The sequence below is a fragment of the Stenotrophomonas sp. JAG2 genome, assembly GCF_041080745.1.
Lineage (GTDB): Bacteria > Pseudomonadota > Gammaproteobacteria > Xanthomonadales > Xanthomonadaceae > Stenotrophomonas > Stenotrophomonas maltophilia_AA.
On the sequence record NZ_JBEUMH010000015.1, the window covers coordinates 1 to 21,276 of the forward strand.

Below are 21,276 nucleotides of genomic sequence, written 5' to 3' on the forward strand. Positions count from 1 at the left end.
CTGTCCGGCGTTCGGGTAGTGCCGGCCGCTGGCCGGCACCTTGGGGCTGTCCGGCGCTCAGGTAGTGCCGGCCGCTGGCCGGCAGCGCGGTGTGCGGCAGAGTCCTGGGAGCCGGCCAGTGGCCGGTTTCATCGGGGATCTGACGGTCCGCGTGGAGCCGGCCAGCGGCCGGCACTACCGGTGTGTGGTCAAGTCAGTTGCAGGCCTTGCCTTCGACCTTCATCTGCGCGGCGAACATCGGCACCTGGGCGATCTTGCCGGCCGCGGCCTGCTTCTTGGCGTCTTCCAGATAGATGCGCGACTGGCCCTGGCCATCCAGCTCGGGCTTGGTGGTGACCGGCATGCGCCACACACGGACGACGGCCTGCTGCGCCGGGCACGACGCATTCGGCACGCGGATCACATCGTTGAGTTTCCAGCCCTTGGCTTCGCTGGGCTGCGCCTTGTCGTAATCGACGAAACGGGCACGCGGCTGGCACTGCTCGCTGGTGCGCACCACGGCGAATTTGTATGGCTGGGCCGCTTCGCCGGTGAACACGCCTTCCAGCCGCGCGCAGGCTTCGGGAATCTGGCGCAGGGTGTGGGCCGCGCCCACCGCCTGCGGGGTGCCCGCGGCGCGCTGCAGTTCGGGGGTCTCGGCGGCGAAGGAGGACACGGCGGGCAACAGGGCCAGCCACAACAGATGACGGGGGGACATGGCAGGGCTCCAACGGCTGGGGATGGGCCGAGGCTGCCAGTGGGTGGCTGAACGGCGTGGCAAAGGCGGCCCGTCGTCCGGATCGGCGTGGTTGCCGGCCAGCGGCCGGCACTACCGATGCCAGCGGCCGGCACTACTTCCGTCGGTGGCGATCCGGGCACGCGCATGCGGTTTGTAATCCTTGCTGGCATGCATCGAGGATTTGCCCGCATACTCGGGTCACCAGGGATTGCTGAACACCGCCACACGCTTGAAGACCGGGCACGGTCTGAACGGGTTGGTTCATGGTTGCAGCCCGTTGTGCCCCCGCGTGGAGAAGTTCATCCGTTCACTGGATGTCATTCCATCACCCGGGAGGGGACATGCTGGAACGTTACGGGCTTTCTCTGGCGCTGTTCTGCGCCATTCTCGCGATTCTCTACGGCATCGTGTCGGCACGCTGGATCCTCCGGCAACCGGCTGGCAATGCCCGCATGCAGGAAATCGCCGCCGCCATCCAGGAAGGCGCGCGCGCCTATCTCAACCGTCAATACCTGACCATCGCCATCGCCGGTGCCGTGCTGTTCGTGCTGGTCGGCTTCTTCCTCAGCTGGTACACCGCGATCGGCTTCGCGATCGGGGCCGTGCTCTCCGGCGCGGCCGGCTACATCGGCATGAACGTGTCCGTGCGCGCCAACGTGCGCACGGCCGAAGCCGCCCGCAACGGCCTGAGCGCGGCCATGGACGTCGCCTTCCGCGGCGGTGCGATCACCGGCATGCTGGTGGTCGGCCTGGGCCTGCTGGGCGTGGCCGGGTATTACGCGCTGCTGCTGAAGCTGGGCCTGGATGTGGCGCAGACGCTGCATGCGCTGGTCGGGCTGGCGTTCGGCTCATCGCTGATTTCCATCTTCGCGCGACTGGGGGGCGGCATCTTCACCAAGGGCGCTGACGTCGGCGCGGACCTGGTGGGCAAGGTCGAGGCCGGCATTCCCGAGGATGATCCGCGCAACCCGGCGGTGATCGCCGACAACGTGGGCGACAACGTCGGCGACTGCGCCGGCATGGCCGCCGACCTGTTCGAAACCTATGCGGTCACGGTGATCGCGACGATGCTGCTTGGCAACCTGATGATCGCCGAGGCCGGTGCCAATGCGGTGCTGTATCCGCTGGTGCTGGGCGGGGTGTCGATCATCGCCTCGATCATCGGCGCGCTGTTCGTCAAGGTGAAGCCCGGCGGCTCGATCATGGGCGCGCTGTACAAGGGCGTGATCGTGTCCGGCGTGCTGGCGGCGATCGCGTTCTACCCGATCACCACGCAGTTGATGCCGGACAACGCGCACGGTGCGCTGAACCTGTACTTCTGCGCCTTGATCGGGCTGGTGCTGACCGGGCTGATCGTGTGGATCACCGAGTACTACACCGGCACCCAGTACAAGCCGGTGCAGCACGTGGCGCAGGCCTCCACCACCGGGCACGGCACCAACATCATCGCCGGCCTCGGTGTCTCGATGAAGTCCACTGCCCTGCCGGTGATCGCGGTGTGCGTGGCGATCTGGCTGGCGCACTATTTCGGTGGCCTGTACGGCATCGCCATCGCCGCGACCGCGATGCTCTCGATGGCCGGCATGATCGTGGCGCTGGATGCCTACGGCCCGATCACCGACAACGCCGGTGGCATCGCCGAGATGGCCGAACTGCCGCCGGAAATCCGCGACATCACCGATCCGCTGGATGCGGTCGGCAACACCACCAAGGCGGTGACCAAGGGCTATGCGATCGGCTCGGCCGCCCTGGCCGCGCTGGTGCTGTTCGCCGATTACACGCACAACCTGCAGGCCGCCAATCCCGGCGAGGTCTTCGCCTTCGACCTGTCCAACCATGAGGTGATCATCGGCCTGCTGATCGGCGGCCTGATTCCCTATCTGTTCGGCGCAATGGCGATGGAGGCGGTGGGTCGCGCGGCGGGTGCGGTGGTGGAGGAAGTGCGCCGCCAGTTCCGCGAGATTCCCGGGATCATGGACGGCACCGGCAAGCCGCAGTACGACCGTGCGGTGGACCTGCTCACCCGCTCGGCGATCCGCGAAATGATCATCCCGTCATTGCTGCCGGTCGCGGTGCCGGTGGTGGTCGGCCTGCTGCTCGGGCCGCGTGCGCTCGGCGGCCTGCTGATCGGCACCATCGTCACCGGCCTGTTCGTGGCGATCTCGATGACCACCGGCGGCGGCGCGTGGGACAACGCCAAGAAGTACATCGAGGATGGCCACTTCGGCGGCAAGGGCAGCGAGGCGCACAAGGCCGCGGTGACCGGCGATACCGTCGGCGATCCTTACAAGGACACCGCCGGTCCGGCGATCAATCCGCTGATCAAGATCATCAACATCGTGGCCCTGCTGCTGGTGCCGCTGCTCTGAGGAATGACGGACGCGCTGGCCTCATGCCAGCGCGTCCGTGCAGCGCGTGCGGGGCGCCACGCCTCAACGCCGCCGGAGGAAGAACGTCACCGGCACCATCACCTCCACCGGGTCGCCGGTGATCTCCGCGGGCGGCGGTGGCAACGGGCTGCCGCGCCGCACCGTGGCCAGGGTCTCCTCATCCAGCAGCGCATGGCCGCTGCTCTGTCCCAGCCGGATGTTGGAGGCGTTGCCCTGCCGGTCCACCGAGAAGCGCACATAGGCAACGCCCTGCTGGCGCAGGCGCTCGGCCTGGCGCGGGTAGCGGCGGAACTGTTCCAGATGGCCCAGCAGCAGGCCCTGCCAGGTGACGGCCGCAGGGCCCTGGCGGCCGGCAACGGTCTGCGTGGCGGCGTAGCGCTCGGACGGTCGCGCCGACACATCCGGCGGTGCCAGCGTCTGCTCCACGTTGCGCTGGTCGGTCGGTTCTTCTTCGCGGGGTGTCTCGCGACGCAGGACGTCCTGCGCGTCCGGCGTGTCGTCCGGCGGGAGATCGACCTTGGGCACCGGCGTGGGCTCGGGCCGATGCTGCTCCTGCTGCAACGGCCCGGGCGGCATCTCCTTCGGTGGCGCGGTCGGCGCCTCCGGGACCGGCGCCAGCTCCACCATCACCGCTTCCACCGGCATATCACTGACCAGCACCGGCGCGCGCTGCTGCCACCACACCGCGCCGCCGATCAGCAGCGCATGCGCGGCCAGCACCAGGGCCAGGCTGCCCGCCCAACGCAGCGATGCAGGAGTGTCGCGGCTCATTCGCTGCGCTGCTCCACGCCAACCAGTGCGATCCGGCGATACCCCGCGGCGCGCAGCGCGTTCATGGTCTGCATCAGCTCGCCATAGGGCACGGCCTGGTCGGCGCGCAGGTAGATGCGCTGCTCGTGATCACCGGCGGTCAGCCGTTCCAGCGTGGCTTTCAGCCCGTCCGTGCCGACCGGCACGTCATTGATGCTCAGCGACAGATCGGCCTGCACCGAGAGGAACACCGGTTCCCCATCGCGCGGCTGCGGCTTTGCGGTGCTGGCCGGCAGGTCCACCGGCGTATCCACCGTGGCCAGCGGCGCGGCGACCATGAAGATGATCAGCAGCACCAGCATCACATCGATGAAGGGGGTGACGTTGATCTCGTGGCTTTCTTCCAGCGCGTCGTCGTCGTGGCGGGCGGTCTTGATGGCCATGGCCGCTCCTCAGCGCGCGTCGCGCACGGCAGAGGCGTTGCCGCGCCGGTCCAGATCGCGCGAGACCAGTTGCTGCACCCCGGCGGACAGATCGCCCAGCAGGCCGCGGATGCCGGCCAGCACGCGGGTGAAGTGGTTGTAGATCACCACGGCGGGAATCGCCGCGACCAGGCCCAGGGCGGTCGCGAGCAGCGCCTCGGCGATGCCCGGGGCGACCACGGCCAGGTTGGTGGTGTTGGCGTGGGCGATGCCGATGAAACTGTTCATGATCCCCCACACCGTGCCGAACAGGCCGACGAACGGCGCGATCGCGCCGATGCTGGCGAGCAGGCCGACCCCGGTGCGCAGCTGCCGCGCATGCGCCAGTTCGATGCGTTCCAGCCGCGAGGCGACGCGCTCCTTGATGCCGACCGGATCGTGCGCGTCCTGCGACAGGCGCAGCTCGGTGCGGGCCGCGTCGATCAGCGCGTGGGCCGCGCCCTCGTCGAGCAGCGCATGCGTCCGGGGCGCCGGCAGGTGCGCCGACTGCAGCAGCAGCGCGCGGGCCTGGCGCAACCGCGTGCGCTGCCGGCCCAGCTCCCAGGTCTTGGCGACCAGCACCGTCCAGGTGGCGATCGAGGCGAGTGCCAGCCCGATCATCACGGTCTGAACCACGCCATCGGCGGCCTGGTACATGCCCCAAGGGGTCAGGTCATGCGGCAATGCCGCCACGGCGGCAGGAACATCGATCGGCAGGGTCATCAGCAGGGTCGTCTGTCAGGGGCGTCGCGGCGCGGGGCAGCACCGGAGGCAAGAGGGAGGCAAGAGGGAGGCGGAGAAGTATCGGGGTGATGCGGTGTGGATCCGCGCAGGCGGGGCACCGCGTTCAGCGCTCCGACGGGGGAACCGGCACGCCGGGCGGCCGCGGCGCGGGCCGCGACAGCACATATGCCGCACTGGCCGCGAAGAACACCCCGACGCCAAGCAGCAGCGGCCAGGACGGATGCGCGCCCCAGCAGAACATGACGAAGCCGAACGCCATGCCGGCCCCGGCGAAGGCCTTGCCCTTGCGGCTGATCGCGCCCTGCTCGCGCCACAGGCGCAGCGGGGGCCCGTAACGGGGATGCTCGAGCAGCCGGCGTTCGAACTTCGGCGAGCTGCGCGCGAAACAGCCGACAGCCAGGATCAGGAAGATCGTGGTCGGCATCACCGGCAGCAGGGCGCCGATGACGCCCAGCGCCACCATGATCCAGCCCAGACCGAACCAGAGCCAGCGCATCACGGGCGGCCGTGGGTGTCCGGCACCGCGGGCGTGGCGCGGGCGGCGATCATGCGAATTCTTCCTCGACATGACCGTGCACGCTGCGGAAGGCTGCATCGGCCGCATCGATCACCTGCTGCTCCTGCGCGGCGGTCAGCGCCACACCATCCAGTGCGGCGGTGAACTCGCGCCAGTGGCGGGCCGCGCCATCCGGATGCGCGGCCAGATGGCGCGCGCCAAAATCGCTGTCCAGACCAAGCCTGGCCGCCATCTTGTACAGCACGGTGCCACCGAGGTTGGAGCCTTCGGCCACGTACAGCCAGCCCAGCGCGGCCGGCAGCGGCAGATCGCCATCCAGGCGCGTCGACGCCGGCAGCGGCAGGGTCTGTTCCAGGTCGGCCAGATCGCGGGCGATCAGCGGCAGACGGCGGCGCTCATCCAGATCGGGCAGCAGCGCGTCCAGCGCGGGGTTGCCGTAGAGCGCATCGATATCGCGGTGGAAGCGGTACTGCACGCGCAGGAATTTTGCGAACAGGTCGCGGCTGGCGAAGATGTCGCCGGCCATGATGCGCTTGTCCAGCGCGCCATGGCTGTCGCGGGTGGCGGCCTTGAGGCGTTGGCTGCGGGTGGCTTCGGGAGTATCGATGACGATCATGGCAGTGCTTGCAGGGGAAGTGGGCGCGGTTCTCTGTTGAAGACGTCTGGCACGGGTGCAACCCCAAGCCCGTGTCGCGTGGACCCGTGTTGCGTCCGTCACATGCCACCGTCACGGCGTTGCCCCGATAATACGGACCACGCCCTGCCACTGGAATGACACGATGATCACGACCGAACCGCGCATGACCAACCTGTTCCTGCAGCTCGGGCTGGACGCCAGCGAGGCGGCGATCGCGGCCTTCATCCGCGACCACCAGCTCCCCAACGACATCCGCCTGATCGAAGCGCCGTACTGGAACGACGGTCAGCGCCAGTTCCTCACCGAGCAGCTGCGCTCGGATGCGGAATGGGCGATCGTGGTCGATGAGCTCAGCGAAGCCCTGCACGCCGATGCGACCCAGCAGGCCAACGCCGGCTGATCGGTCGCGCGATGCTGACAGCGGCCGGGCACGGTGTGTGCCGGTCGGATGCACGCAGGGGCCGGCAATGCCGGCCCCTGTCGTGTCCGGGCATCAGTAGCGGTAGGTCAGCGCCAGCCGCACGGTCCGGCCCGGTGCGGGCATCACACCCAGCGCCAGCGGATCGAGATAGTAGCGATCGGTGAGGTTGTCCACGTTGAGGTCCACCGCGAACTGCTCGCTGGCCTGCCAGCTGGCGAACAGGTCGACGATGGTCGCCGGGCGGTACAGCTGCTGGATCGCCGACAGGCCGACGTTCCATTCCTTGTCCAGCCTGCTGATCGGGCCGGCGTTGTGGATCACCCGGGTGCCAAAGCTCAGGCGCTGGTCGAACAGCCGCGAACCCAGGGTCAGGTTGACGTTGTAGCGCGGCGGGTTCTGGGTGTTGCTGTACGACCCTTCGAAGCCACCATCGACACAGTCCGGCGTGTTCTTCAGTTCCTCGATCTTCCGCTGGATACCGTAGGCGCGGCGCTCGGCGGCGATGTCCGGCGCACAGGTCTTGGCCTCGATGTAGTAATGCGCGGACAGATCGGCGAACACCGTGCCGCTGTCATAGCTGGACTGCAACTCCACGCCGGACACCTTGAAGCGGTCCACGTTGCGGATCAGGCCGGCCGACAGGGTGCGGTAGTCGCGGGTGATCAGATCATCGATGCGCGTATTGAAGTAGGCCAGCTTGAACCCGGCCTGGTCGCCCTCGGTGAACAGGCCGTGCCGCACCGTGCTCGCGCCGATTTCCCAGGTCCCTGCCCGCTCCGGCTTGAGCTCACCGGTCGGCTTGGCCGCGGTGAACAGGCCCAGCGTGGTTTCGAACAGGCTGGGCAGCTTCACGCCTTCGGCGTACTTCACGTACACCATCGTGTCTTCATCGAAGCGGTAGGCAACGCTGGCGCTGGGCATGAAGGCACTGTCGCGGCGCCGGATCGGCTGCGACCAGGTCCAGCTGACCGGCACGCGCAGATCTTCGGCGTCATCCGCATCGTAGAAGTTCCAGCCGGTGATGTCGCCGACCGTGCCCTTCTCGTACGGCGAGGCCAGCAGCGAGGCCTCGGTGAACTGGCCATTGGCATCCGGATACCAGTTCAGCATGGCGATGCGCTTGGCCCGCCATGCCGGCAGGTTCGGGTTGCCATCCAGCAGCTGGGTGTAGCGGTACTGACCGATCACGCCGTAGCTATCCGGCGTGGCCAGGCGGTTGCGGTCATGCACGTTGACGCGGTTGTAGCGCCCGCCGAGCACCACTTCCCAATGCTCGTCCGGTAGCCATTTGACCGAGGCCACCGCGCTGTATTCCTTGCGCTCGGCGTTGCGCAGGAAGCGGTTGTTGACCAGATCGTCGTGCATCACCGGCGAGTGCGGGCCGGGGCCGACGTCCTCGTCGCTGAAGGACAGGCCGTAGTCCAGCGTGAACAGGCCGGCACCGGAATCCAGGTGCGTGGTGTTGCCCACGTCGAAGCCGAGCCGGGTCTGGGTCAGCTCGTTGCGGTAAGCATCTTTGTAACCCGGATCGGTGTTGAACGACGGACCGTCGTACCACTCGGTGCGGCGATCGAAGTACCACGGCGTGATCCCGGTCAGGCCGTTGTACATCAGGCTGTCGGCGTCGGTGTACCAGAGGTTGGCCTTCAGATCGATCAGCTCGTTGTCCGGGTTGAAGCGGTAGCGCAGGTTGTAGGCATCCATGTCGACATGGCCCGGATCCCACTGCGGCACGCGGTCGCGGTCCACGCGGATGATCTGCGAGGCCATGATCTCGCCGGCGGTGCCTTCATAGCGGCGATAGCCGGCTTCCAGCGTCTGGTTGTCGTCGATGCGCCAGGTGCCCTTCAGCAGGAACGACTCCGAGCGCGAGGAGGTGTTGAACACTTCGGTGTCAGGCGGATTCAACGGCGCCAGAGTGCGCCGGGTCTGCGGGAAATCGTCGTAGCCGTGCTTGCCCGAGAAATAGTTGCCGTTCTCGCGCCATGCGTAGGCCGCCACGAGGTCGAAACGATCCCAGTGCTTGGCGGTGGCGATGTTGAAGAACTGGCTGCCCAGCGCGCTGCGGTCGGTACGCGGTGCGGCGTCGTAGGCGGGTACGTTGTTGGCGCTGGCATTGGCCATGCCGGTGCGCACGCGCAGGCCGGCATCGCGGCCGTCGCGCAGCACGTCCTCGATTTTCAGCGTTTCCATCTCGACCACGCCACCGATGCCTCCGGAGGCGTTGACGCCCAGGCTCGGGCCCTTGGTGATGGTGATGTTGGAGATCAGGTCCGGATCGAGATACGTGCGTTGCGACTGGCCCGCGTAACCGCGGTAGGTGTCCATGGTCGACTGCCCGCCATCGATGATCACCGGGATGCGGCTCTGGCCCTGGATGCCGCGGATGTTCACGTCCAGCGCGTTGGCGGTACGCGGGTCACCCGCAGTGACGCCGGCGACGCCCTTGACGATGTCCGCAGTGGAGCTGCCGCGGAAGCGTTCGATGGTGGCGCGCGCGATGTAGGCGCTGGAGCCGGCGGTGCGGTACACACCCAGCGCGCGCTCGGTATCGCTGCCGCCGTCGATGCGGTCACCGGCCACGCTCAGCGCGTCGGTGACGATCAGGCCATCGTCACTGGCCGCCACCGCCGCGCGCTCCAGGGTCACCGCGTCGGGGCCCACCGGGCGCATGCTCAGCCCACTGCCCTGCAGCAGGCGCAGCAACGCCGCCGGCGCGTCCATCTGCCCGGTCACCGGGCTGGAGATCACGCCCTCGGCCAGCGCGGCCGGATAGGCGACCTGCACCCCGGACTGGCGCATGTAGGTGCGCAGGGCATCGGACAGCGGCTGGGCGGGGATGTCGAAACGCAGGGTCGCCGCAGCGGACGTCGGGCCGGACTGGGCCAGGGCCGGGAGTGCGGGCGCGGCCGCCAGGCCGGCAGTGAGCAGGGCGATGCAGAGACGTGACGGGCGCGGACGATGGCCCGCGCGGGTGGAAATGCGCATGGAAAAACCTGTCAGAGGATCAGTGCCGCAGAGGCGGGTCACCCGCACGCAGGTGCGGATGCAGCGGACGTACGTGGCGGCGGCGGGTACGTTATGCCGGATAAGACGAACGAACGGGGCGCAGCCCCAAGACCAATGCGCGTGCGTGACTTGCCTGGCGCGCAGATGCCATGACGGCACCGCGTGCGGTATTACTCCGTCGTAATCGGGGTCGTGGCCGGTGCGACGATCGCCACGCCCATCGGCAGCCGGGTGACGGTCAGTCCAGCGCTCACCGCCAGCGCGTCCAGGGCCTGCTCTGGCCGGTCGATGCGGAAGGCCGCATTGACCGACGGCAGGGTCGAAAGATCCCCGCGCACGAACGTAGCGCCGGGCCGATAGCGCGCGATGCGCCGGACCGCATCCTCGACACCGGCCGCCTCGATCAGCAGTTCACCCTCACGCCAGGCCGCGATCCGGTCCAGCGCCACGTCCTCCTGCCGCGTCACCCGCTCGCCCGCGGCGAAACGCGCGCGCTGGCCGGCATCCAGGTAGGTCCAGCCAGTGCGATCGGACGCCGCGACGCGGACCCGTCCCTGTTCGACGATCGTCTCCACGTGATCGTCTTCGCGCGCAACCGCGAACGCCGTGGAGATGTCTTCGATCACGCCACCCTGCGCATCCACCTGGAACGGACGTGCCGGATCAGGCGTCACCTGGAACCAGGCCTGCCCGCGCAGCAGCGCGATGCGGCGCACCTGGCCGTCGTAGCGGACCGCGATCGCGCTGTCGGCATCGAGCACGGCGCGGCTGCCATCGGGCAGCGCCACGGACTGGATGCCCGTCCCGCTGCGGTGATCCGCCTGCAGCCGCAGCCACGCCTCCGGTGCCACCCAGGTCAGTGCGAGCAGCGCCGCGGTGGCGGCCGCGGCGACGGGCCAGCGTGCGCGATGCCGCGACCGTGCCCCGGCCGGGGCCGATGCCGGACGCGGCCCGAGGCTGCGCCACAGCTGGCGCTCGTATTCGAAGGTACGGCGGTTGTCCGGCTCGGCCAGCCACTGCTCGAACGCCTGCATCTGCGTCGGTTCGACCGCTCCGGAGGCCAGCCAGGCAATCCAGGCACGGGCCTGGACGGCAGCAGGATCGGACGGCGGCAAGGGTCGGGACATCGAAGGCGGTTCGTGCGGGCTCATGGCTGGCGGGAGTCGCGCGGTCGCGCGCGGACGAGGGAAGAGGGAAGAGGCCGGAAGGGACGGCATTATGATCAAGACGGATGGGAAACGGGCTTCCCCAAGCCCGCGTGCATGACGCTCAGCGCCCGCTGCGCGCCCAGGCCAGCCGCTGCAGCGCGCTGCGCACGTGGTTCTCGACGGTTGTCACCGACACGCCCTGGCGTCTGGCGACCTCGACCTGGGTCATGCCCTGCAACCGGTTGAGACGGAAGATGGTACGGGTGGGTTCGGGAAGATGCTCGGCCGCCTCCAGCACGCGTTGCAGTTCGTCCTGCGCCATCGCCTGCTCTTCGGTCGAGAGCACCTCATCCGGCCCCCACAGATAGTGGTCGGCCAACAGCCGCGAGCGCCGGGTCCGCTCACGGCCATGATCGGTCGCCAGGTTCGCCGCCAACCGATACAGGTAGGCCCGGGGATTGCTGATCGACTGGCCGCCGTCCACGCTGCGGGCCTTGAACCAGATCGACTGGATCACATCCTCTGCGCCGCCGTCACTGCCCAGGATGCGCTGGACCAGACGCAGCAGCGCCGGGCGCTCGCGGATCAACAGCTCGGTGAGGGTGGTGGCGTTGGAGGACATGGGGCCGATGCACGAAGCGGGACCGCCGGAGGGCGGCCATCCGTAAGGCGCGGCATGTTACTCCCCAAATGAGAATGAGTCACGTTTGAGCGCGCGGCACTACAGGCACTCGGTCAGCCCGTCATAGATGCTGTCCGAGGTTCCCGGCAACGCGACATGCAGTGCGTCGCCCGCCTCAAGGGTCTGCAGCAGAACCGGGAGCAGCGTGTCGTCCTGCAGCGGTGCCCGGCAGGCCCAGGTCCGTGCGTCGACCGCGATGCGGCCGGTGGCGGTGTCCACGCGTGCGGTGCTGCCGGTAAACGTCCAAAGGCATTCCCCCACCCGCCCCGTGTCGGCCTCCACCGAACAGCGGAAACGCAACGCCTGCAGGTTGTGGTATTCGCCTTCGCAGAAGGTGTCGCCACAGATGTCATCGAAGCCGCGCACCAGCCGCGCTTCCACCGCACGGAAGCGTTCCCAGCCTTCGGACTGGGTCGGGTACACCCGGGCATCGACGTAGGGCCCGGCAGCATGGCCGGTGGCGACGGCAGTACAGCTGGCAAGCACCAGCAGCACGCGCGGAATGAAGCTCTTCATCGGCAGTATTCCTGTACGAAGTGAGAGGGACGCCCCAACCGGTCAGTTGAGGCAGTCGATCAGGGCGTCGTGCATGGATCGGCCCGACCCGGGCAACGGTCTGCGCAACGGGTCGCCCAGCGCCAGGACCGCATGCAGCGCCTCCACCGGCGTGTTGGCCCCCAATGGCGTGGCGCAGGCCCAGGTCCGGCTGTCAGGGACCACCTGGCCGGTGCCGCCGTCCACCTCGAGGTTGCCGGCGCCGATCACCAGGCTGCAGGCGTGGACCGTGCCGCTGCCCGCATGGACCGAGCAGCGGAACTGCAGCGCGATGTGGTTGCTGTACTCGCCCTCGCAGTAGGTGTCGCCACAGATATCGTGGAATGCGCGAATCAGGTGGTCTTCGAGGGCGTAGAAGCGATCCCAGTTGGCCTCCTGGTGCGGGAAGTCGACCAGGTCGACATAGGCGTCCTGCCGGCCGGAGGCGCCACTGGCGCCGGTTGCCAGCAGCAGTCCCAAGGCCAGCGATACGGTCGCCAGCGGGTTCATCAGCATCATCACCAGGCTCCAGACGGGTTGGCTGCCATGATCGGCGGCCGCGCCGGGCGGGGACATCGGCGCCAGCCGCGCCGCTGGGTGGGGATTTCAGGCAGTGGTGCCGGCTCTCCCGCCCGCGGCAGGGTCGGTGAAACACCCTTTGCGCCGCCGGCCGCTGCACGGCGGCCGGCAAAGGCATAAAATGGCGGACTTTGCGCCCTACCCCCTCTCAGCTGGAGCACACCCATGGGTCTGGAACTCGTTTCGCCGGGCAAGAACCCGCCGGAAGAAATCAACGTCATCATCGAGATCCCGAAGGATTCCGAGCCGGTGAAGTACGAAGTGGACAAGGAAACCGGCGCGATCTTCGTCGACCGCATCCTCTCCACCCCGATGCGCTACCCGTGCAACTACGGCTACGTGCCGAGCACCCTGTGTGGCGACGGCGATCCGGCCGACGTGCTGGTGGTGCTGCCGCTGCCGCTGGTCCCGGGCTCGGTGGTGCGTTGCCGTCCGGTCGGCGTGCTCAAGATGAGCGATGAAGCCGGCAGCGACGAGAAGATCCTGGCCGTGCCGATCTCCAAGGTGTTCAGTGGCTATGCCCACGTCGAGGACATCGAGCAGGTGTCCAGCCATTGGCTGGAGCGCATCGGCCACTTCTTCGAGCACTACAAGGACCTGGAAAAGGGCAAGTGGGTCAAGCTTGACGGCTGGGGCGGCGCCGCCGAAGCCAAGAAGATCCTGGTCGAAGCGCACCAGCGCTACCTCGGCAATATCGCCTGAGAGTGACCCCGTCGCTCCGGCACAGCGCTGCCGGAGCGATGCGCATCACGTTTTTTCAATGCGGCACATCACTATTCGTGCCGGATTGGGTACATTGCGTCTCTTCACACCGTCCACGGTGCGTTTCACCGTGGTCAGCCAGGGGACCGTGTCGTGCGCATTCTGCTTGTTGGGGACGAAGCCAGCCTGTCGGCTGAGCTGTTGGAATTCATTGCCGATCTTGGGGAAGAGTGGCAACCACTGACCGCTACCGATGGCCAGAGCGCCATGGGCATCGTCGCCGGTTCGCCCGTGGATGCGGTGATCGTGTGCCCCCAGTTGCCCGATCTCAACGCCACCACGCTGCTCGGCCAGATCCGCACGCTGCGCCCTGAGACCATCCGCATCGCGCTGGTGGATGCCGAGCACGGCAACCGCCCGCCGCCGGCACGCCTGATCGGCGTGGCCCATCGCTTCCTCCCGATGCCGCTGGCCCCGGAAGTACTGCTCGAGGCCCTGACCAGCCTGGAAGAGCTGCGCGAACTGCTCGACAGCGCGCGCCTGCGCAGCGCCATCGGCCGGATCGAGAAGCTGCCCTCCCCGCCGCATCTGTACCTGACCCTCACCCAGGCGCTGGAGCACGACGACGACACCAATACCGCCGACGTGGCCAAGCTGGTCGCGGCCGATCCGGCCATCGCGGCCAAGGTGCTGCAGTTGTCCAACTCCGCCTTCTTCAACAATGGCCGGATCATCTCCGACCTGCGCACGGCGGTGACCCGCCTGGGGCTGTCGACGCTGCGCGACCTGGTACTGGCCAGCGAAGTGTTTTCCGCCCAGCCACTGTCCGGGGCCGAGCGCAACTCACTGCAGCAGCGCGCGCTGCTGGCTTCGCGCCTGGCCGCCAAGCTGCTGCCCGACTCCAGCGCGGAACTCGGCGCCACCGCCGCCCTGCTGGCGGACATCGGCCTGCTGCTGCCGGGCGTGCGCAACGAGCGCACGCCGGACGACGCGGCCGACGATCGCCCGGGCCACGCCGAGGCGGGTGCCTATCTACTGGGACTGTGGGGCCTGCCGATGCCGATCATCGAGGCCGTGGCTTTCCACCTGCAGCCGCAACGCTCGAACACCCGCAGCTTCTGGGTGACCGGCGCGGTGCACGTGGCGCTGGCGCTGATCAATGGCGACCCGGTCGACGAGGAGTACCTGCAGCGCGCCGGCGTGCTCAACAAGCTGCCGCAGTGGCGCGATCACGCCAATGGATTGATGGGGTTGGTTGCCAGCGACGCCTGAGCGCGCGAGGGTATGTAAAAAGGATGGCGCGCCGTCATGGCGCGCCATCGTCGTTTCAGCGCTGCGGACAGGCGTCCAGCACGCACAGGCGCCACATCTGCTCGCAGGCGGCGGGCAGTTCGCCAGAGTTGACGCACTCGATGCGCAGCGTGTCGCAGTAACGGCCTCCCTTGCAGACAATGAGGCCGGCCGATGCACTTCCCGCCACAGCCAGTGTGCCAAGGAACACGCCGGCGAGTTTCTGAGCGAACGTCATTTTCATATCGAGCCCTCCATCGTCCGTCATTGGACCGATTGACGGTATCAACTGAAATTCACCCAATAATGTGAAGCAGATCACCATCCGCTAAAACTCAGAATTTCCTTACCCCACAATGAAAAGAGGGCGGACCTTGCGGTCCGCCCTCCTTTGTTTTGCACCACTGCTTCGATGGATCAGAAGCGCTGGGTGTACTTCATGTACAGGAAGCGGCCGATATCGAAACCGCCGTAGTAGGCGAAGCTCGAGTTCGGTGCCGAGTACATCAGCGGACCCTTGTGGTCGAACACGTTGTTGGCGCCCACTGCGATGGTGGCATCCCACGGAGCCTGCCAGCTGACCTGCAGGTCGTGGAAGGTGTTGGAGCCAGTCTTGCGCAGCGGAGCGGCTTCACCGTTGGCGAAGCGGTTCGGGTCGGTGCAGCCGATCGAGATGCACGACTCGCTCAGGCCCGAGTAGTAACGCGCGGTGTAGTTGACACCGAAGTCACCCATCGCCCAGTTGACGCCCAGGTTCGAGCGCACGCGGAACAGCGTGGTGTCACCCGACTGGCCGACCATGCCGATCATGATCGGGTCGCCGTTGCTGTTTTCACCGGCTTCGTCGTACTTGGACAGGTAGCTGGTCTGCCAATCGATGTTGAACTGGCCGATGGCCAGCTCCGGCAGGCGGTACTTGATGCCCAGGTCGTAACCTTCGGTTTCCATCTTGCCGAGGTTGGCGGTGCCGTAGGTCAGCGCGCTCACGTGGCCGTCCGGTGCACGAACGACGCCTTCGCAGCGGGCCGAGTTGCCCAGCACGTAGCAGTCACGCAGGATGCGGTCGACGCTGTCTTCGATGATCATGTCGCTGATCTCGTAGCGGTACCAATCCAGCGAGACGTCCAGGCCCTGCACCCAACGCGGGCTCCAGACCAGACCGACGGTCTTGCTCTTGGAGGTTTCCGGGGTCAGGTTCGGGTTGGCACCCGAAACGAACTGGTCACCCGACTGGCACGGCAGGGTCGAGCAGACCTTGTTGCCCTGGCCGATCTGGGTGTAGTTGGCCGGAACGCCAGCGGCCGAGCACGGGCCGTTGCCGGCAACGCTGCCCGGCGCGGTGACGCCGCACGGATCGATGTACGACTCGAAGCTCGAGCTCAGGCCACCGTACAGATCGGAGATGGTCGGAGCGCGGAAGCCTTCCGCATAGGTACCGCGGACCAGCAGCTCGTCCATCGGACGCCACGTCAGGCCGAACTTGCTGTTGGTGGTGCCACCGAAGTTGCTGTAGTCCGAATAACGGCTGGCAACGTTGAAGGTCAGTTCCTTGGCAAACGCCATGTCGGCCAGGATCGGCACGTTCAGTTCGAGGTAGACCTCGTTCAGATCGTACTCACCCTGGGTCGGCTTCTGGCCCAGGCCGGTGGACTTGCCCGACTGCGCGAAGGCGTCCGGCACATAGTTGCCTTCTTCCTTGCGGTGCTCCACGCCCATGGCGAAGCCCAGGTCGCCGGCCGGCAGGGTCACGATGGAACCGGCCAGGTTGGCGGTGAAGCTGGTGGTCTTGGTCACGCCACGGGTGGTGAAGGTCGGGAACAGGAATTCCTGCAGTTCCTGGTCAGCCAGCGAACCCTGGCCCGCAACGCCGTACGGCAGCAGCGGATTCCACGGGCGGCAATCGCCCAGGATCGGGTTGGCGGCGGTGCCGCAACGGGCAACACCACCGGCGTCGACGAACGACGGGCCGAGGGCCTGCTGGGAAGCGATCAGGCTCATGTCGCCGCGCTGGGTCACGATCGACTCGTTGCGGTTCCACAGGGCACCCACGTCCCAGTCAAAGGTCTTGCCGGCCAGCTCGAAGTAGCCGCTGACGGTCGGCGCGAAGCGCAGGGTCTTCAGCTGGCTTTCGCTGGTACGCGGCATTTCCCACAGGCGACGGCGGAAGCTGATGTCCTGGCTCAGCGGGTTGAACGCACTGGAACCGGACAGCGGGGTGTTGATGTTCGATGCAGCGGACTGGTACGGGTAACCGGCAATCTGCTGGAACGTCTGACGCTCGTTGTAGAGCAGGTCGGTGTTCAGGCTGATGGAATCAGTGAAGTCGTAGGTGCCGTTGATGTACACCGACTTGCGCTTGACGCCGGTCAGCAGGGTCATCTGCTCATTGGCGTTGGCGAATTCGTCGGAGGTCAGCTCGTGGTAATCGCCGGCGTTCTTCGGGTTGCCGCCCGCGTTCAGGGTCTGCCACACGGCAGTGCCCTTGGTGCAGTCGAACAGGGTCGGGTTGCACCAGCTGCCATTCTGGCTGATCGGGCTCCAGTCTTCGCTGGTCGAGTTCGGACCCAGCGAGCCGTCACGGCTGTACCAGCGGTCCTTGGCCCACACCGGATCCTGCTTGGAGTACTCGGCAGACAGCGTCAGGCTGCCGCGCTCGCCCTTTGCACCGAGGGTCATCGAGTACTGCTGCTCGTCACCGTCGCCGTTGCCGAACTGGCCAACACGGACGCTGGCTTCGCCGCCGTCGATGTTCTTGCGGGTGATCACGTTGACCACGCCGGCGATGGCGTCCGAACCGTAGATCGAGGACGCGCCGTCCTTCAGGATCTCGATGCGCTCGACAGCCGACATCGGGATCTGGCTCAGATCCTGCAGGCCGGAGGTGGACGCGCCAAGGCGCTTGCCGTTCATCAGCACCAGCGTGCGCTGGGCGCCCAGGTTACGGATGTCGACGTAGTAGCCGCCCACGTTCTCGCCGGAGGACAGCGAATCCGAACGCGAGATGGCCGGGGAACCGGCCGAGGTCAGGTTGTTCAGCACGTCCGCGACGCTCGAGAAACCCTGCTTTTCCAGGGCTTCACGGGTCATCGTCAGGATCGGCTGCTGGGTCTCCATGTTGGCGCCGCGGATGCGCGAGCCGGTGACCGAAATACGGTCCAGGTCAGTGGTGCCGGCAGCAGCTTCCTGCGCCGAGGCAAAGCTCGGCACGAGCGCGAGCGCAATGCCGGCGGGCAGAAGGCCCAGCCGCACTGCAGGAGTACGAAAATTCATTTATCTCTCCGAGGTACGTTAGTAGCGTGTTAAACCGCCTCGGAAAGTTACGATTGCGTTGCAGCTAATTATTTGCGTGATGCAACCAAAGACTTTGCCGACTCTGGCGACAGGTTCGCACCTGCCTCACGGTAGCGTGACGCGGACAACCCGAAACGGGCCCGAAACGCCCGTGCGAAGCTGCAGCAGTTGTCAAACCCGCTGGCCGCGGCCACCTCGCCCACCATCATGTCGGTATCACGCAGAAGATCGGCCGCACGCTCCAGGCGCAGGCGCGCCGAGAGCGACTGCGGGCTCTCCGCGTACAGGCTCTGGAAGGTCTTGGACAGGTACCAGCTGGAGAAGTTGGTGAGCTCGGCCAGTTCACCGATGCGCACCACGCGGTGGCTGTTGCCTTCCAGATAGAGGCGCGCACGCTGCATGCGCCCGAACACCTGGCGCTTGCGGCTGCGCGAACGGCCCGGGCAACGCTGCACGCCGGTGGCCATGCCCTGCTGCAGCGCAGCCAGGTGCAGCAACGCCGGGCGCAGGCCCTGCATCGGCCGGTCGCTGGTCAGTGCGTCACGCCACAGGCGCATCGCCACGCGCATTTCGCCGCGGGTCATCGTGCCGCGGCCCGCGTAGAGATTGCAGTCGGCCAGTTCGCCCAGCGCGCGCAGCGCGTCCGGCGACAGGCTCAACCCGATGCACAGGCCATCACGTCCGGCCTGCACCATCGGCTTGGAGTCCTTCTCGAAGGCGATCCACTCACGCTGGCGCAGACGGAACTTGCCCTCCTTGGATTCCACCCATGCGCTGCCACGCACCTGCATCCAGACCGTGAACGTCGTGCCGGCGGTCTGCAGGCTGCCCAACCGGGCAACGCCCAGGCAGTTCGGCAACGCGCCATCGTCGATGGCCTTGTCCAGGGAAAGAGATTGACCGCGATCGGCCAGGGAGAGCTGACGCATGACTGCACCGTGAGTTTGCCTTTGCTGGCGTGCAGTTTTGCCAAATCAGGCGACTGCCCTCAGGACGTCTTGGCGAGATTGATCCGAATTCGCCACGACAACCTCACGAAGAACTTACGAAGGGTCTTTTCCCTTCATAAACAGCAGGTTGGAGAAGGCCGGGAAGAATGACGAGGTCGCTTCAGGCAGACTCATGACCCCGATGTCGGACCCATCGGCCACGGCAAGGGCCACATAGACCGCACTACCGTCCGGACTTGCGCTGAATCCATTGCCGGTGCCCAGCCGATCCGCGTCCAGGCAGTGCGCGCCGTCGCCCGAGGTCGCGCTGAGGCGGGCAAACACGGTGGCGCAGTCGGCGCGGTTGGAGAGGTAATCGATCTGCCCGTTGCCGGAGACCGTCCATGCGCGGTACCGCCACCGCGAGGGCTGATCGCTGCGGACCTGGCGGATGCTCTGTGGCGTCAGCGCGGCATCGGCCGACCACAGGCCACTGGCCGACAAGCGGGTGAACAGCACGCGTTCGCCCGCCACGTCATAGCGTGCCTGGGAGACGCCTTCGATACTGCCGAGCAGGCGCCAGGGCGTGGCGGTGCGATCGAACAGCGACAGACGCATGCGTTCGTCGCGATCGCGCTCGACCACCAGCAGCTGTTCCGGCCGCTGCCCATACAGGGCCTGCAGCGGCTGCGCCACCGGCACCGCCAGGCGCACGGTCTGCTCGTCGCGCGGGGAGACTTCGAAGATGGCCGGATTGGCGTGTTCATCACGCCCCAGCACCAGCAGATGGCGGGCGTCGCGCGACCAGTCCGGAATCTGGCGGGTCTCCGGGCGCAGGCCTTCGATCGGCCGCAGCGATTCAGGCCGCTGCAGGTCCGCCCACCACAGCGCATAGCTGCCGGAGCGGTTGGAGCTGAAGACCAGCTGCCGGCCGTCCGGCGCGATCATGGGTTGTGCATCGCGCCCGCCCGAGGCGAACAGGCGTTCGGGCGCGCCCGGGCCGTCGGCGTTGATCGGCACTTTGAACAGCCCGAACTGCGCCCGGCGGTGCATGAAGGCCAGCATGTTGTTGCTGCGCGACAACGCCGGCGCCTGCGCATCGTCGAGCCCCAGGTCGCGCAGCGTGCGCGTGCGCGTGTCCAGTTCATACAGGCGCGCTTCGCTGTCCACGCGGCGGCCGAACACGATGTGGCGGCTGTCGCTGCGCCAGGCCCAGCCGCGGATTTCAGCGGAATCGTTGGTGAGCTGTTCCGGCGTACCGCCCTCTGCCGGGATCCGCCACAGGTCGCCGACCTGCGGATTGCGCACGAACACGATCCAGCGCCCGTCGGGCGAATAGCGCGGCGCGTACTCGAAGCTGTCCGCATCGATCGTGTAGTCGAGCGCGGTCCAGCTGCCGCTGGCGATGTTCAGGGTACGGATGCCGCGATGCGCGTACTTGCCCGACAGTGAGCCGAACAGCAGGCCGCGACCGTCCGGGGTCCAGTCGAAGCTGAGCAGCTCGGTGCCATCGCAGCGGGTGACATGACGCAGGGCACCGCCGGTGGCGCTGGCGATGATGACCTCGCAGCTGCCATCCGGACCGAACCGCGCGAAGGCGATGTCGCGCCCGTTGGGCGACCAGTTCGGGAACCGGTCGGAATACGTGGCCGGCGTATCCATCAGGACGCGTGCCGGCGCGTTGCCGGAGGTCTGCACCTTGATGACACTGCCCTGGCGTGCCGGCGTATCGGCCTCGTAGGCGACCTGCGAGCCATCCGGCGACAGCGTGGGATACGTCTCGAAGCCCGAGGTGGCGGTGATCAGCCGGTACGGCCGCTGCGGGCTGCCGATCACCCGGGTGCCGTCCTCAATCGCGGCGTCCACCGCCGTGGCGGGCCGTTCGCGCTGTACCAGCAGGGCCGCCATGACCAGCAGGGCGATCAACATCGCCACGCCGATGGCGAGCAGGATGTAACGCCGGGTGCGGCGCCACTGCCGACGCAGCGGCCCGTCAACGCGCCTGCGCGACGGCGCGGTGGCCGGGGGCAGCACCGTGGTGGCGTCCAGCGCATCGGGGTCGACGCCGTCCATCGCCGCCAGGCCCCGCACGTCCTCGACCGCACTCACGGGCACGAGCAGGCGATAGCCGGTCTTGGCGATGGTTTCGATATAGGCGGTACCGGCCTCTTCGTCGGTGGCGAAGGCCTTGCGCAGCTGGGTGACGGCCTGGGTCAGCACGTCGTTGGTGGGCAGCGTATCCGGCCAGACCTCGGCGAACAGTTCGTCGCGGGTCACCACGGCGCCCGGCGAGCGCATCAATGCCCTCAGTACGCCCAGCGCCTTGGGCGTCAATCGACGCGGGCGACGCACGCCCACCACCATCACTTCCCGCGAGGAAAGAATGACGGTGCAATCGCCGATTCGAACTACATCGGCTGACGTTCGCTCACTGTCGTTGATGATCATTCCGGTGACACGAGTGAATGCAGGAC

The 21,276-nt window shown here is 67.3% G+C and carries 19 protein-coding genes; 4 read left to right on the forward strand and 15 right to left on the reverse strand.

Annotated features, from left to right (window positions below):
- Window positions 1-193 precede the first annotated feature (193 nt).
- A complete protein-coding gene (locus tag AB9O74_RS16495; RefSeq protein ID WP_346478921.1) occupies window positions 194-697 on the reverse strand; it encodes a hypothetical protein in 504 nt (167 codons plus the stop codon).
- Between the two features lie 362 nt (window positions 698-1,059).
- Between AB9O74_RS16495 and AB9O74_RS16500 the strand changes: the two genes are divergently transcribed.
- Entirely contained in the window at window positions 1,060-3,087 is a 2,028-nt protein-coding gene (locus tag AB9O74_RS16500; RefSeq protein WP_346478920.1) for a sodium-translocating pyrophosphatase, read from the forward strand.
- A gap of 63 nt (window positions 3,088-3,150) precedes the next feature.
- Here the strand turns inward: AB9O74_RS16500 and AB9O74_RS16505 are convergent, their stop codons facing one another.
- The 5 genes from AB9O74_RS16505 to AB9O74_RS16525 form a co-directional block, all read right to left on the reverse strand.
- Window positions 3,151-3,879: an energy transducer TonB gene (locus tag AB9O74_RS16505; RefSeq protein ID WP_369349944.1), complete on the reverse strand. Its 729-nt coding sequence runs from the start codon at window positions 3,877-3,879 to the stop codon at window positions 3,151-3,153.
- On the reverse strand, window positions 3,876-4,301 hold the full coding sequence (exbD, locus tag AB9O74_RS16510; protein WP_369349945.1) for a TonB system transport protein ExbD: 426 nt from the start codon (window positions 4,299-4,301) through the stop codon (window positions 3,876-3,878). Before exbD ends, AB9O74_RS16505 begins: the two co-directional genes overlap by 4 nt.
- 9 nt (window positions 4,302-4,310) lie before the next feature.
- On the reverse strand, window positions 4,311-5,042 hold the full coding sequence (gene exbB, locus AB9O74_RS16515; protein WP_369349946.1) for a tonB-system energizer ExbB: 732 nt from the start codon (window positions 5,040-5,042) through the stop codon (window positions 4,311-4,313).
- 124 nt (window positions 5,043-5,166) lie between these two features.
- On the reverse strand, window positions 5,167-5,559 hold the full coding sequence (locus tag AB9O74_RS16520) for a YbaN family protein (RefSeq protein WP_319208444.1): 393 nt from the start codon (window positions 5,557-5,559) through the stop codon (window positions 5,167-5,169).
- Between the two features lie 49 nt (window positions 5,560-5,608).
- A complete protein-coding gene (locus AB9O74_RS16525) occupies window positions 5,609-6,196 on the reverse strand; it encodes a biliverdin-producing heme oxygenase (protein WP_176988284.1) in 588 nt (195 codons plus the stop codon).
- Window positions 6,197-6,359: 163 nt separating this feature from the next.
- Here AB9O74_RS16525 and AB9O74_RS16530 point away from each other — a divergent pair, with 163 nt between their 5' ends.
- Entirely contained in the window at window positions 6,360-6,617 is a 258-nt protein-coding gene (locus AB9O74_RS16530; protein WP_369349947.1) for a DUF2789 domain-containing protein, read from the forward strand.
- 93 nt (window positions 6,618-6,710) lie between these two features.
- Here AB9O74_RS16530 and AB9O74_RS16535 read toward each other — a convergent pair whose 3' ends face one another.
- The 5 genes from AB9O74_RS16535 to AB9O74_RS16555 all read right to left on the reverse strand — a co-directional run bounded on the left by AB9O74_RS16535 (window position 6,711) and on the right by AB9O74_RS16555 (window position 12,587).
- Entirely contained in the window at window positions 6,711-9,626 is a 2,916-nt protein-coding gene (locus AB9O74_RS16535) for a TonB-dependent receptor (protein WP_369349948.1), read from the reverse strand.
- 191 nt (window positions 9,627-9,817) lie between these two features.
- Window positions 9,818-10,774, reverse strand: coding sequence for a FecR domain-containing protein (locus AB9O74_RS16540; protein WP_369349949.1), 957 nt, complete (start codon window positions 10,772-10,774; stop codon window positions 9,818-9,820).
- 142 nt (window positions 10,775-10,916) lie between these two features.
- Window positions 10,917-11,417 carry an RNA polymerase sigma factor gene (locus AB9O74_RS16545; protein ID WP_176988280.1) on the reverse strand — a complete coding sequence of 167 codons (501 nt, stop codon included), beginning with the start codon at window positions 11,415-11,417 and terminating at the stop codon, window positions 10,917-10,919.
- Window positions 11,418-11,516: 99 nt separating this feature from the next.
- A complete protein-coding gene (locus AB9O74_RS16550; protein WP_369349950.1) occupies window positions 11,517-11,993 on the reverse strand; it encodes a hypothetical protein in 477 nt (158 codons plus the stop codon).
- Window positions 11,994-12,035: 42 nt separating this feature from the next.
- On the reverse strand, window positions 12,036-12,587 hold the full coding sequence (locus AB9O74_RS16555; RefSeq protein ID WP_369349951.1) for a hypothetical protein: 552 nt from the start codon (window positions 12,585-12,587) through the stop codon (window positions 12,036-12,038).
- Window positions 12,588-12,755: 168 nt separating this feature from the next.
- Between AB9O74_RS16555 and ppa the strand changes: the two genes are divergently transcribed.
- Complete coding sequence (gene ppa / locus AB9O74_RS16560) at window positions 12,756-13,292, forward strand: inorganic diphosphatase (protein WP_019183821.1); 537 nt, start codon at window positions 12,756-12,758, stop codon at window positions 13,290-13,292.
- Between the two features lie 153 nt (window positions 13,293-13,445).
- Complete coding sequence (locus tag AB9O74_RS16565) at window positions 13,446-14,564, forward strand: HDOD domain-containing protein (protein WP_176988278.1); 1,119 nt, start codon at window positions 13,446-13,448, stop codon at window positions 14,562-14,564.
- A 55-nt stretch (window positions 14,565-14,619) separates the two neighbouring features.
- On the opposite strand, the gene AB9O74_RS16570 is transcribed toward AB9O74_RS16565, so the two are convergent.
- The 4 genes from AB9O74_RS16570 to AB9O74_RS16585 form a co-directional block, all read right to left on the reverse strand.
- Window positions 14,620-14,826 carry a hypothetical protein gene (locus AB9O74_RS16570; RefSeq protein ID WP_176988277.1) on the reverse strand — a complete coding sequence of 69 codons (207 nt, stop codon included), beginning with the start codon at window positions 14,824-14,826 and terminating at the stop codon, window positions 14,620-14,622.
- Between the two features lie 173 nt (window positions 14,827-14,999).
- Complete coding sequence (locus tag AB9O74_RS16575) at window positions 15,000-17,852, reverse strand: TonB-dependent siderophore receptor (RefSeq protein ID WP_176988276.1); 2,853 nt, start codon at window positions 17,850-17,852, stop codon at window positions 15,000-15,002.
- A 68-nt stretch (window positions 17,853-17,920) separates the two neighbouring features.
- On the reverse strand, window positions 17,921-18,802 hold the full coding sequence (locus AB9O74_RS16580) for a helix-turn-helix transcriptional regulator (protein ID WP_176988275.1): 882 nt from the start codon (window positions 18,800-18,802) through the stop codon (window positions 17,921-17,923).
- A 114-nt stretch (window positions 18,803-18,916) separates the two neighbouring features.
- The gene (locus AB9O74_RS16585) at window positions 18,917-21,250 is read right to left on the reverse strand and encodes a winged helix-turn-helix domain-containing protein (RefSeq protein ID WP_369349952.1); all 2,334 of its coding nucleotides are present in this window, start codon (window positions 21,248-21,250) and stop codon (window positions 18,917-18,919) included.
- Window positions 21,251-21,276 lie beyond the last annotated feature (26 nt).